Below are 13,078 nucleotides of genomic sequence, written 5' to 3' on the forward strand. Positions count from 1 at the left end.
GGGCTCCGCGTCGGTTGAGCCGCTGCAACTTGTCGGCCGACGGGAGGCAACGACCTTCCGACCTGACGAGACCTTTTTGCCGCAATGCTTACCACCGGCTTCCTTCCTATGTGAATGCCTCTGCCCGCCGCACAGGCGTGACGATATTATCGATACCTGAAGCGCATTAGTTGGCGATACAGCCCCAGTTTGGTGCTGATTCTCCAGGCAACGCCCCGCATCGCATCCGGATCAATCAAGTGCTGGCGCATGTACGTCGTGTCCATGTTGTTCGTCAGGCAAAGACGGGAATAGAGAAAGATTTCGAACCCGCGATGATAGCCAAGCTGGATTGTAAAGAGGTGCGAGTAGCCCGCCTTCAGAGCCGCGTCCCAAACCCGTCGGGAAAAGCGACCATATGGAAACGCGAAAAGGGTAACTTGTTGCCCGAGGCGATCCTCCAGCATCGACTTCGACATCGTAAGCTCGCGATCGAGTTCGGCATCCGAGACAGTGGTCAAGTCGACATGGGCCATGCCATGCGAGCCAATCACAACGCCGGCCCTGCCGAGTTCCTCAATCATGTCCCAGCTCATGCGTCCCGGCGAGCCTACGAAATCCACAGGGACAAAAGACATGAACCCTGGAATCCGTCCGGTCTCCACGTAACGAGCATAGACATGCGTGTAGTCCGAAAGAAATCCATCGTCGAACGTGAGCAGGACAGCGCCGCTGTGACTGGCCTTCGGATCGCGGCAATGCTCCAGAAACGCTTGAGGCGAGACCAGCATGTCCCCGCAAAGCGCGAGATGCGCATCAAATGTTTCATGCGTCAGGCACCACGCATTGGAAGGCGACGCTTCCACCAATTCATGATAGTTGAGGACAATCATAGAGCTTGTATCAGGTCTGAGACCCGTCGGCCCCAAGCCTGCCAATTCAGTTGCGTCTCGTAGGCGTCGCGGCTCGATTGTCTCAATCGGGCCAGCCTGTTCGGGTTCGCAAAAATCTCCGCAATGACGCCAGCGTAGTCTGACTTACTCGCGTTCGACGGCATCAGTACACCGGTCGCCCCCTCGCGGACGGCATAAGGAACGCCACCTGTCGCCCGTGCAACGCTCGGCACACCATGAGCTGCGGCTTCGCACAACACGATGGGGAAGCAGTCCGCGCGAGTCGGCAACAGAAAGAAATCCGCATCGCGATAAAGTTGCTCAAGCCGGCTGCGCTGTGCAGGATCATTCTTGTCGAGGTAAGGGATGATCGTCAGGCCCTCCTGGGTAACAGGATTCGGCGGAGAGCATCCGCAGATCACGAGTTCCGCCTTTATGCCTCTGTCGTTCAGTTCGGCAAGAATCTCGATCGCGGTGTCCGCACCTTTCTCTTTCCAATTGACGCCGATCAGGAGCATCCGACACGGGCCTGGCTTCCGGCATCCAAGCACGGAGTCGCGATCGGGCGCCTCTTTGAGGTTGGCCCCCCAAGGAACGACATGCACCCGCGCAGGATCGGCGCCATAATCCCTAACGGCAGATTCGGCCGCCCATTGCGACGGATAGAGGATCAAATCGGCGCGCGCGATTGTATCCCGCTCCAGGCGTTCCGAAGTCTCTCGAGCCGAGCGTGATAGGTTTCGATAATTGGGATGGTAGTCCTCGATAAGCCGAAAAGTCGCATCGGACGCATAGACGAGGGGAACGCCATCGGGCACGCTCCAAGCAAAGGTGGATCCGGCGGGCGCGAAGACGATATCGGCCGACGCGGCGCGGATTTTGCGTACTGCGTCCGCTGCATACTCAGCTACCACAGGGCCGGCCTGGAATGGGGAGATGCCCCGACTGCGAACAGTACGCCGAAGTCTCGAATATACCTTGTATAATGGCAGACTTGGTGCGCTCAGCGGTCCGATATGGACGACCTCGTGCCCCTGGTTTGCAAGGGATTCCGACATGTGAAATGGCGTACCGGACCAGAATTTCACCTCGCTCGCATCTCCGATGGTAGCGAATGCAACCCGCCGTGCTGAACGGCAGCTCGGGATATGTTGGTTGTGATCCATCTTGTGCCCCCTATGGATTGCGCAACCAGCAGATGGTGCCAAAATGGCGCTTTACGAAAAGGTGCGCTGGATTAGCTTCCGCCTCGATTAATGGCTGACAGTCGCCGTGTTCCTCGCTTGGCATGGCCACGCTAACAGCTCCGTTAGAGCGGACAATTGAAACCCTGCCGAGAGTTTCCAAACCGTTCGCTTCATCAATAATGCCCATGACGACCTCAACCCTTCACGGAGCCCACCCCCCAAATTAATACTTGATTATATATAACCATCAATTAAAAAATACATTAACTTCCGGCGGGATGAGAGCATCGAGAGCGAGACCGAACTCTCTTCTGCCTATTCCGTATTAACTAAGCAGGATAACTATTGATTTACGGGGTAGATTAAAAGACCACATTTTTAATCGTGGAAACGGATTTGCTGGTGGCAAACGAGCGAACTGAAGCATCCGACAGAGGTATGGTCAGGTCTCTGCTCAAGCGCGCTCGTTCGACGCTTCGCCACCGCTCGCACCAGCTTCGCTTTTTCTTGGATGAGGCAAGTGCCGACCACGCTATTAGCAAACTCCGGGCGAGCGTTTTAGCAGGACGCAAGCCCGCTTCGTCCTCTCCAACCGCCTGGTTCGTATGCCCGCATTACAAATCCCCGAGCGGCGGAGTCCGCAAGCTATATCATTGCGTCGACACCCTGAACGACGCTGGACTGGATGCAGCCATCGTACACGCCCGACCAGGATTTCGCTGCAGCTGGTTTGAAAACACAACCCGAGTCATCAGCGCAAGTGAGCTAACCTTAGGACCGCGCGATATATTCGTGGTACCCGAAGTGTATGGCCGGTCGATCTGCAACCTGCCGTCCAACGTTCGACAAGTGATTTTCAATCAGAACGCCTATCTTACATTAAGCTCCCTGCAGAATGGGCTTGCCTACGCGGCGCCGTATACAAATAACCCAGATCTCGCGCTGGTGTTGGTCGTCTCTCAGGACAATGCCGACGTCATCAGACGAACCTTTCCAGCAACGCCCGTTCGGCGTATTCGACTTGGGATTAATCCTAGTTTGTATCATCCGCCCCAAGGCCCAAAACAACGTCGGATCGTTTACATGCCGAGAAAACGACCGGACGATTCAGCTGCTGTGCTTGCGCAACTGAGGCTTCGGGGTGCTCTCAACGGCTGGAACATCGTTGCCATCGATGGTCGCAGCGAGGCGGAGACGGCCGAACTGCTTCGAACGGCAAAAGTATTTCTCAGCTTTAGTTTTCGAGAGGGATTTGGCTTGCCGCCACTTGAGGCCCTTGCCTGCGGCTGTGTCGTGGTTGGTTATCACGGTTCTGGAGGTCGCGAATATTTCCACCCTCCTTTCGCAACCGCCGTTGAAGACGGCGATATTTCTGGTTTTGTAACCGCGGTGGAAGCGACCATTTACCATATCGACAATGACCCCCTATCGGCAGACTCCCTGGCGGCTACGGCCTCCCGTTTCGCGCTTGAGCGCTATCCGCCCGAAGTAGAGAAACAGGATATGCTCGACATCTTTGGACCCCTGCTCCAGTCATGAACATGCAAAAATGGCCTTGGAATCACGACACCGGCAGTTGATACGTCATGAATAGTCTCGTGCGCAACGGTCTTTCAAAGCGGACGATATTGTGGGCTCAACGCAATTCCTGGCGCTTGCCGCGCAGCTTCCGGAGCGCCGGAAGAAAGCTGATTGTTGGCGCGCCGTCCAGCTGGGAAAACAACGAAATCCTCGATGGTTGGTCAAGACCGCTCGTTCCGCACGATACGTGCTCTTTTCCGACCGTTCCCGAGCTCCATTTTCCGGATCCGCCCGATATCCAACCGATTGAACTCATGGCATCGTCCTGTCATGCGCATTGCCTGATCACGACCCCAGCACTCGACGCCGGAGGTCTTGATGAATTTGTCGCCTTCCTTGCGCGACGGCTACCCGTTCTGGGATTTCGAGTGACCGTCATGTGCACGCCCACTTCCTTGGGGCCGGACGTGAGAACCTATTCGGGACAATTGTGCATGGCGCTTAAGCGAGAGAAAACATCGGTTGTTGTTGCCTCACCAAGCCAGTGCCGTCAGTGGTTAGCAGCCAACCGTCCTGATGTCATAAGCGCACATGATCCGCCAGATTGGATTCTGGAAGATGCTTTGAGCGCTGGCATTCCCGTTGTCGAGACGCTCCATGGCATTCCAACCCCGATAAGCACGGACTGGAGCAGAGAGGCCACACGGTCCACGTTCATTTCATCGTTCGTGGCGGTAAGCGAACTCGTCAGACGACAATACTTAAAAGGCAATCGCTCATTCCGCGACGATCGGATCATCACGATCCCGAACGGCTACAATGACACCCATCGTCCTTCCTGCGATCGTGCAGTTGCGCGGGCTTGGCTTGGTCTCAAAAACGAATTTCTTTTTCTCAGCCTTGGCCGGCATTCCATTCAAAAGAATGCATATGGACTCGTTCAGGCATTTTCCGAGGTCGCACAAGGTGCTCCGAACGCACATCTCTTGATCGCTGGCCGTCTAGACAATCACATGTACACCAGCCAAGTGCGCGCACTTCGCGAACATTCATCAATGAAGGACCGAATTCACCTTAGGCATTCCTTTGCAAACCCATCGATTTTATTTGCCGCTGCTGACTGCTTTGTGCTCAATTCATTTTTTGAAGGGTGGTCGCTGGCCAGCATGGAGGCGCTAAGCGCAGGCCTGCCTGTTGTGCTGAGCGACGTTGGCGGCGCGCGTGAGCAGGTCGGTACAGACGGAAGCCGAGGTTTTGTCGTCGGAAGCCCGCTTGGGCGCGCGGAGACGCCGAGTTGGGAAAGTGCAGGCCGTATGCGGTTCAAACCACAGCCAAATAAGGAGGAACTTGTCGCGGCAATGAGATCTGTGATCGCACAGCGTGAGCAATGGTCGACTGCGCGACAATTCTTGGCTGAAGACTCAAGAAGGCGCTTCAGCGCCACGGACTGCGCAAAGCGTCACGGTGAGGTACTCCTTCGTGCGATTTCCGAGCCGTAGAAAACTGATACGAGGAGGATTGCACCGTCATTTGGCCGGATCGACAGAAACCGCCGCACGAGAAGTCTCATCGCGTTCCCAGGGATGGGTTCTGCTACCCGACCGAAGCGTCGCCTTGCATCGAGCAATGATGTTAACACCACAATAGACCAATAGTCCGGACCACAAATGAGGCTCTTTGATCAGTGCAAAGAGCGCCCAATTATTGGATTCGCCTTTATTCACGCTGAGCTCGGGAAAGCGGCGGCCCAGCTCGAATGCTCCACTATAGACACGACTTCTAACCGCAATCAGCTGCAGCACAGTGCGTGGAGGGAATACCGTTGACCTCACGGAAGGCAGTGTCTCCCGCTCTTCTGGTCTGAACTGAAGGCGAACATACGCGTCATCAGCGATGATATCTGGAAACTGACCGAACCGCCCGCGCCCAGCCTCAGATAAGGCGTAGACGCCGGAACCGCCGATTCCCTCTCGCGAAGACGGCAGCCGTGACCGGATCTCGTAGTATTTGCGAACCAGCCAAGAGCAGCCCGTCAGATTGATGTCAGCCGTGGGAGCCACCACCAAAACGTCCCCTCGCTCAAGGCGTTTTGCAAGAGCTCGAATGCCATCAACGGTAATAACAATATCGGCGTCAGCATAAATCCGCGGAAATGCGCCTGAGATTCGGTCGCCAAAGTTCAGGGCGTGAGTCTTCCCTGCGATATCAGTTTCGGCAACAAGAACGGCGGGACTGAAGCGCCGGGCAACGTTCGCTGTGTCATCTGTACACCCATTACAAACGACGACTACCACGATCTCATCCGAGGCCGGGTTGCCCCCGCCTGGGTTGCCGAGCCATTGGCTCAACGTCCGCGCAATTACGGAACTCTCGTTGTGGGCCGGGACGACGATCGAGATCATAGGCTAACCCGGTCGGAATCGATCAAACTCGAATACGCCTCGGCGCTATTCTCAGGTAAACGTGATCACCTCGCGCGGCCGCTACGCAGGTGTTCGCTGTGCCGTCCCCAAGTGCCCCGCTCCGGCTTCGGCGTGACCTGCCCGCCGCCCCCTGTATTCCGCGCGATGCGTCCCTCGAACGAAATCCGCTAATTCCAGCCGAGCACAAATGCCGTGGTCCAGCGGCGCGAGTCACACCGGCAGCAAACTTCATGCGACATACTGGCACTTTAATTTCAAACAACTGCATCTACCGGATTTTATCAATACTTTTATCTGAATTAAATTACAGATTTTACATTTAATCAATCCAAAAAAAGACGATTTGGGATCGCTTCACCACCGGAGAACGACGCTGGGTTTTCCCGCCGGAGAACTAACGTCAAGTTTTTATCACATTATTTCTGGTTGATTTAATACGCGATTTATTTTAAATCGTACACCAAGATTTTAATCAAAAAGGATTGCGCCTTGATACCTTTTCTGGACTTAAAGGCCCAGTACCGTCAGATCAAAACCGAAATCGATGCCGCTGTGGCGCGCTCCATCGAGAGTGCGCAATTTGTGCTCGGGCCGGAGGTTGCTGCTTTCGAAAAACGATTTGCAGACCACTGCAGGGTCGCGCACTGCCGCGCGGTAAACAGCGGCACCTCGGCGCTCCATCTTGCGCTGCTCGCAGCCGGTATCGGACCGGGCGACGAGGTCATTACTGTCTCGATGACGTTCGTTGCGACAACGGCTGCTATACTTTACGCTGGCGCCAGACCGATTTTTGTGGACGTTGATCCCGTTACGTGGACGATTGATCCAGCATCCATCGAGGGCGCGATCACGCCGCGGACAAAGGCTATCCTGCCCGTCCACCTTCACGGGCTCATGGCCGACATGGATCCAATCATGTCGATCGCTCGACGGCATGGTCTCCTTGTCATCGAAGACGCGGCACAGGCGCATGGCGCGGAATACAAGGGGCGCCGCGCAGGTTCGATCGGCGATCTCGGCTGCTTCAGCTTTTATCCCGGCAAGAACCTGGGCGCGTTTGGTGAAGGCGGGGCACTCGTGACGGATCAGCCCGAACTTGCGAATCGCGTCTCGCTGTTGCGCGATTGGGGTCAAGAGGCCAAATACAATCACGTGATCGCCGGATATAACTACCGCATGGACGGCATTCAGGGAGCGGTGCTGAACGTTAAGATGAACTACATTGAAGCTTGGACGGAGGCGCGCCGGGCAGTTGCCGCGGAATACGATCGGTTGCTATCGAGTCTCTCGTGCGCTCGTCCTCGGTCACCGTGGAACAGCCGCCATGTCTACCATGTTTATGCTGTCAGGCTGTCGCGCCGCAACGAAGCGCTGAGCGCCCTCCAAGAGGCCGGCATTGGCGCCGCCATCCATTACCCCGTTCCCGTGCATCTGCAGAAAGCATACGCAGAGCTCGGATATGGCCTGGGCGATCTTCCCGTCACTGAGCGGCTTGCGAACGAGTTCCTCTCGCTCCCCATTTATCCGGAGCTGTTGTCGGAGCAGGTGGCCGAAATCGTTTCCACGTTGAAAAAGGTGATTGCCCCAGAGTTCGCGCGGTCCATCGACGGCGAACGGGAAGATATTCTGGCACTGGCAAGGCCCAGCAATAGGAGCGCAAGTTGATCGATCTCAAGGGCAAACGTATTCTGGTCACCGGGGGCGCGGGCTTCATCGGGTCCCATATTATCGACCTGTTGTGCGACGAGGGCTGCATCGAAATCGTCGCTCTCGATAACATGGTCCGAGGTCGGCCGGAAAATCTCCGACGGGCACTGGGACGCGGACCGGTGCGGCTAGTCCAGGGCGATATACGCGATGGCAAGCTGATGGGCGCACTGGTCAAGGCGGCCGATATTGTGTTTCACCAGGCTGCACTGCGCATCACTCACTGCGCCGCCGAACCTCATCTCGCCAAGGAAGTCATGGTTGACGCCACGTTCGACCTCCTTGACCTCTGCGTCAAGCACGATGTCGAAAAGGTGATTGCCGCCTCCTCTGCATCTGTGTACGGCATGGCGGAGGAGTTTCCCACGACCGAGCGACAGAATCCGTACGATAACCGAACTCTGTACGGGGCCGCTAAGGCCTTCAATGAAGGGCTGCTCCGCGCGTACAATGACATGTACGGCCTCGACTACGTCGCTTTCCGATATTTCAACGTGTATGGCAGCCGTATGGACATCCATGGACGTTACACCGAGGTGCTGATCCGCTGGATGGAGCGGCTGGAGGCCGGCCTGCCTCCTGTTATCTTCGGTGAGGGCGGCCATACTATGGATTTCGTGCACGTACGCGATGTCGCCCGCGCCAATATCCTCGCGGCGAGGTCGAAGGTGACGGACGAGGTGTTCAACGTAGGCAGCGGCACCGAGACAAGTTTGGTGCAGCTCGCTCAAGTCCTCGCGTCGGTAATGGGAAAGCAGGGGATAGACCTAGAATTCGCACCAGAGCGTTCGATCAATCCAGTGCCACGCCGGCAGGCATCTACCGGAAAAGCGGAGCGCCTGCTGGGATTCCGGGCTACCACTGCGCTTGACCACGGCCTCTCAGAGCTTGTCAAATGGTGGCGCGCGGAGCGCGAGCTCGCTGCCGGTGCTCCACGACAGGTAGCTGCATCATGATTCGGACCGAAATGTTGCTGCTGGCCGACGAAAAGGCCGGGGCTGCGAGCAGCCGTCCTGTCTGCTTGAGTTTTCATAAGGTCGGCGAGTGGCCGCTTTCGAGCGCGAGTTCGCCGCCCTTGCCGGCGTCCCTTTCGCATCAGCTCGCTAAAAATTCCGCACAACGACGTGATTACGCTGAATCAATTACCGGATGACTGTCATCGAGGCTGCGTCCCGGGCGGCTCTCGAAGCGGCGCCCGCCACCGCTAATGAGACTTGGAGTTCGCCAGAGTTTCGCGAATTTCTGCCATTCTGTCCCTCAAGGCGACCACGACGTCTCCTGCGCCGAGACCAAGAAGTGCTTGTTTAACCGTGATCGCGAGTCGCGCGCCATCATACTTGCGGCTCAGCGCGTAGTAACTTCTTGCCCGCTGGAATTCGCGCCTAGCAAAGCAACGGTCCGCCACAATTTCCCAGGTCCGAGCGCGAATGGCATTCTCTTCGAGCGGGTCGATTGTGTTCTCATGAAGAGAGTCCTCGAATTCCTGCACGGTCATAAGAAAGGTCGACTTCCCGAACTCTCTGCCAACAATGTTGTGCCCGTATTGATAGGCGATACGATATCGGCACAATCCCACAACGTCCAAATACCCTAGCGCACGTGCCTCATTGTGAATTCGCCATAAAACCGCCAAGCCGTCTTTAAAACGGACGGCGAAATGTTCGCCGGTGAGGTGATTTGTCATGCTGAGATCATGCTTGCGGTAGTTCACCATGGGCTCGCTGAAGTAGGCGACATCATAGTGTAAAGCGAAAAGGCACCATAGGAACCAGTCCGCGGCATAGGGCAGGTCCAATGGAAACGCTCCCAGCTTGTCGTAGCATTCTCGGCGTACCATGCCCGACGCAGCGATCACAAAATTCCCTGCCCGCAACAGTCGTTTTGTAAACTTCTTGCCCGAAAAAATTGTGTCGCGCTTCGAAATGGATCCTTCCAGTTCTGTTTCAACGTCATTCTCGAGACTGATAGCGGGGCAACAAGCATAACCCACGCCCGGGTTTGTCTCCATAATTCCAAGATAGCGCTCCAGAATGTAGGCGTTTCGCAACCTGTCATCCGCAGAGATGAGCCACACATACCGGCCCCGCGCCATCGCAATTCCGTAGTTATAGTTTTTAAGGTGACCGATGTTTTTGTCATGTCGAACAGATTTTACGCGCGGGTCGTTAAACGAGCGTGCAACATCCGGAGTGTTGTCCGGAGAGCAATCATCCAGAATGAGAACCTCGAAGTCGCGATAAGACTGGGCAAGAATCGAATTTACGCAATCCCGAAGCACATGCGCCAGTTTGTAGCACGGAACTATGAAACTGACTGTCGGGGCATCCATAGGTACGATCTTTCCAGCTGCTATATTGCGTTTCGCAACGCATCGGCAATCCGAACCTGATCTCCTTCGCTCATCTGAGCGTAAATCGGAAGCAGGATCGAACGATCCTGCGCGATCTCTGATTGGCGCAGGCCATGGCGTTGCGTTTCGCCAGCATAAGGAGGCTCCCGGTGCGAACACATGATGCCTCGGCGCGTCGCAATGCCCTGGTCCAACAGGCTCTGCATCACCGTGCGCTGATTGACGCGATCCGGCAGGCGCACGCAATAGCTCTGCCAATTGGATCGCGCCCATGATGGCTCGAGCGGCAGTCTCAGCCCCTCGATGTTTCCGAGCAATTCGGCATAGCGGGAGGCTATCGTGCGGCGGCGCGCGACAAGCTGCGCCAGCCTCTCAAGCTGCTTGCGACCGACGGCCGCCTGAATATCCGTCATCCGGTAGTTGAAAGCGACCATCAGATAATCCTCCAAGATTACCTGCCGCGCCCCGTGCCGAACTGTATCTGGCACGCTCATGCCGTGTTGGCGTAGCAGTCTGAACTTGGGATCGAGGTCTGCGTCGGACGTAGTTAGCATGCCCCCTTCACCAGTTGTAATGACCTTGCGCGGATGGAATGAGAAGCAGGCGATGTCGCCATGCGGCTTGCCGATGGGGTCCCATCGGCCATCGATGCGGATCTGGCTTCCTGCAGCACAAGCGGCGTCCTCGATCAGCAGGATACCATGGCGCTTGGCGAGGGCCAACAGCGCCCCCAGATCGCACGGCATGCCCATCTGGTGGACGGCGAGTATCGCACGCGTACGCGGCGTGATTGCTTCAGCCGCGCATGCCGGATCAATATTATAGGTCTCCGGATCAATATCGACGAAAACCGGCGTGGCACCGCAGTATCTGATTGAGTTTGCCGTCGCGATGAAGGAGTGACTGGCGGTAATCACCTCGTCGCCGGGCCCGACATTCACGGCCATCAAAGCGAGGTGTAGCGCGGTCGTGCAGTTTGAGACCGCGCACGCGTGAGGCGCGCCCACCACGGTTGCAAACTCGCGCTCGAACACTGCGACCTGCGGTCCTTGCGAAACCCAGCCGGACAGTACAGCCTCGCGGGCCGCATTGGCCTCGTCCTCACCAAGCAGCGGCAACGCAATCGGGATATCGATTTCCGATTTGATCTGGTGTTGAGCGTTCGAACCGTGGAAAGGATTCAAGGTGATAGCCTCTTGCGTCGGAGAAACCACTTTAGCGATTAAATCACATCAAACAACGTAAATAAATGTTTTAATCAAGCGGGTGCTCCGTCCTCAACTCGAATGTTCGTTGCACTCCGCGGCTGCCGTAGTTTGCTGCTGTTATGCTGTTGCAATAGCCTGCTGCGGTTTTACATTCCGGTGAACCGCCACAGCCGCCAACCCAATTTTCCGCTGAACATCCGAACTTGCTCACGGCCCAGAAAAATGGGATTGCGCCGGGCGCTTTCGATTCCGGCTTTTCGCCGCCGTTCGAGGGCGGCCCATTCTCGCGATTCAGCCACTTTCGGATCGAGCCGCAAGGCAAACGACTTGTATGAGTCTACGCGTCCGGATCCTCCCGCATCCGACATGAAATCAGCGATTGCAAAATGAAGGGCCTGCCGCGCGAGCGTTTGATAAACTGTTCTGCGCAGGTCCAAATCCTGGGCTGCGGTCAGCGCCGCGTCGAACGCCCTCTTCGTCTCCTCCAGATTGATCAGTGTCGTGCCATACTGCACCCTGCTCATGTTCGAGCCGTGAAGCCGGTAATACATCTGATCCACACCACCGACGATGCCGACGTCCGATACCAGGGCCGCGCGGAGCCACCACTCCAGATCACCACTATGAGGAAGATCTTTTCGGTAACCTCCAACTTTCTCGAGCACACTGCGCCTGATCAGCGCATCACTGGATCGGATGACGTTGCCCCCCCGCCGGCACAAAGCAGACACCCATTGCTTACCGTTCCACACCGTCCAGCGCCTCGCCTCGGTGCGCGCCGGCGGCAAAATCGAGGTGAAGGGCACCGACCAACCATAGGCAAACCCGACTGTCGGATGCATTTCCATAAGCGTCGCCGCGCGAGCCAACGCGCCAGGAGTCAGAACATCGTCGGCTGAGAGAAGGAAAACATATGTTCCTGTGGCTTGAGCGAATCCGATATTATAGGTCTCGATATGTCCCTTGTTTCGGCTGTTACGAATGAGCTTCACTCTTGAATCCGCGTCGGTGAAGCGATGCGCAATTTGACTGCTTTGGTCAGTAGACGCGTCATCCACGACGATGATGTCGATGTCGACGCCTTCCTGGGTCAGGATACTCTTCAGGCAATCGGGTAGGAAGCGGCCATAGTTGTAGCACGGCACAACAACCGAGACTCGAGCTGGCGCAGACTCCAGGCGCGAAGGCCGCAGAATGCGCGGCGAACCTCTGCGCGAGGCAACTAGTTTCTGAAGTGCCAGATCAAGCATCGAGGTGCACGCCAATGTCCCTCCTGCTCAGACACAGACTCCTATGTCGGTGCGGCCGCTGAACGTATATTGTCAGCGACGGACATCGTCCGGGCGGGCACCCCTGCCACGATCGCTCCTGCCGGAACGTCACGCGTCACCACCGCGCCGGCCCCGATCATGGCTCCGGGGCCGATCGTTATGCCGCACAGGATAGTAGCATTCGACCCAATCGACGCTCTCGCGCCGACCCGGGTCGGCTCGACCGCCCAATCGGCAGAGCCCTGAAGCCGTCCGTCGGCGGTAGTGGCCTGGGGGTATTTGTCGTTAGTGAACATGACTCCATGCCCGATGAACACTCCATCCTCGATCGTTACGCCCTCGCAAATGAATGTGTGCGAGGATATTTTGCAGCGTGATCCGATCTTCGCGCCCGACTGGATTTCGACGAAGGTACCGATCTTCGTCTCATCCCCGATTGCGCACCCATAAAGGTTGACCAACTCCAAGTGAAAGATCTTCACATCCGTGCCTAGTCTTACGTCCTTCGAAATGGGCATCTACGCCTCCAACCCTTGTGA

12 protein-coding genes are annotated in these 13,078 nt (G+C 56.5%); 4 read left to right on the forward strand and 8 right to left on the reverse strand.

All coding sequences use genetic code 11. The features are described from left to right. Positions 1–146 precede the first annotated feature (146 nt). The 3 genes from N2604_RS26275 to N2604_RS26285 are packed head-to-tail and all read right to left on the reverse strand — an operon-like array spanning position 147 to position 2,246. Entirely contained in the window at positions 147–872 is a 726-nt protein-coding gene (locus tag N2604_RS26275) for a polysaccharide deacetylase family protein (protein ID WP_260371039.1), read from the reverse strand. Continuing rightward, positions 869–2,038: a glycosyltransferase family 4 protein gene (locus tag N2604_RS26280; protein ID WP_260371040.1), complete on the reverse strand. Its 1,170-nt coding sequence runs from the start codon at positions 2,036–2,038 to the stop codon at positions 869–871. Before N2604_RS26280 ends, N2604_RS26275 begins: the two co-directional genes overlap by 4 nt. Before the next feature lie 10 nt (positions 2,039–2,048). Then, positions 2,049–2,246 (reverse strand): hypothetical protein, encoded by a 198-nt coding sequence (locus tag N2604_RS26285; RefSeq protein ID WP_260371041.1) that lies wholly within the window; start codon positions 2,244–2,246, stop codon positions 2,049–2,051. Positions 2,247–2,851: 605 nt separating this feature from the next. Between N2604_RS26285 and N2604_RS26290 the strand changes: the two genes are divergently transcribed. Together N2604_RS26290 and N2604_RS26295 are read left to right on the forward strand one after the other, a co-directional pair. Further along, on the forward strand, positions 2,852–3,598 hold the full coding sequence (locus tag N2604_RS26290) for a glycosyltransferase (protein ID WP_260371042.1): 747 nt from the start codon (positions 2,852–2,854) through the stop codon (positions 3,596–3,598). A gap of 47 nt (positions 3,599–3,645) precedes the next feature. After that, positions 3,646–5,079, forward strand: coding sequence for a glycosyltransferase family 4 protein (locus tag N2604_RS26295; protein ID WP_260371043.1), 1,434 nt, complete (start codon positions 3,646–3,648; stop codon positions 5,077–5,079). Positions 5,080–5,106: 27 nt separating this feature from the next. Here N2604_RS26295 and N2604_RS26300 read toward each other — a convergent pair whose 3' ends face one another. Continuing rightward, entirely contained in the window at positions 5,107–5,982 is an 876-nt protein-coding gene (locus tag N2604_RS26300; RefSeq protein ID WP_260371044.1) for a glycosyltransferase, read from the reverse strand. Between the two features lie 510 nt (positions 5,983–6,492). Between N2604_RS26300 and N2604_RS26305 the strand changes: the two genes are divergently transcribed. Together N2604_RS26305 and N2604_RS26310 are read left to right on the forward strand one after the other, a co-directional pair. Continuing rightward, the gene (locus N2604_RS26305; protein ID WP_260371045.1) at positions 6,493–7,668 is read left to right on the forward strand and encodes a DegT/DnrJ/EryC1/StrS aminotransferase family protein; all 1,176 of its coding nucleotides are present in this window, start codon (positions 6,493–6,495) and stop codon (positions 7,666–7,668) included. Beyond that, on the forward strand, positions 7,665–8,666 hold the full coding sequence (locus N2604_RS26310) for an NAD-dependent epimerase/dehydratase family protein (RefSeq protein WP_260371046.1): 1,002 nt from the start codon (positions 7,665–7,667) through the stop codon (positions 8,664–8,666). Before N2604_RS26305 ends, N2604_RS26310 begins: the two co-directional genes overlap by 4 nt. Positions 8,667–8,914: 248 nt before the next feature. On the opposite strand, the gene N2604_RS26315 is transcribed toward N2604_RS26310, so the two are convergent. From N2604_RS26315 to N2604_RS26330, 4 genes are all read right to left on the reverse strand, one after another. After that, positions 8,915–10,039, reverse strand: a complete 1,125-nt coding sequence (locus N2604_RS26315; RefSeq protein ID WP_260371047.1) for a glycosyltransferase — start codon at positions 10,037–10,039, stop codon at positions 8,915–8,917. A 20-nt stretch (positions 10,040–10,059) separates the two neighbouring features. Next, complete coding sequence (locus N2604_RS26320) at positions 10,060–11,244, reverse strand: DegT/DnrJ/EryC1/StrS aminotransferase family protein (protein ID WP_260371048.1); 1,185 nt, start codon at positions 11,242–11,244, stop codon at positions 10,060–10,062. Between the two features lie 170 nt (positions 11,245–11,414). Further along, positions 11,415–12,518: a glycosyltransferase gene (locus tag N2604_RS26325; RefSeq protein WP_260371049.1), complete on the reverse strand. Its 1,104-nt coding sequence runs from the start codon at positions 12,516–12,518 to the stop codon at positions 11,415–11,417. A gap of 41 nt (positions 12,519–12,559) precedes the next feature. Continuing rightward, positions 12,560–13,057 (reverse strand): acyltransferase, encoded by a 498-nt coding sequence (locus N2604_RS26330; RefSeq protein ID WP_260371050.1) that lies wholly within the window; start codon positions 13,055–13,057, stop codon positions 12,560–12,562. Between the last annotated feature and the right edge of the window lie 21 nt (positions 13,058–13,078).

The organism is Bradyrhizobium sp. CB1015, assembly GCF_025200925.1.
Lineage (GTDB): Bacteria > Pseudomonadota > Alphaproteobacteria > Rhizobiales > Xanthobacteraceae > Bradyrhizobium.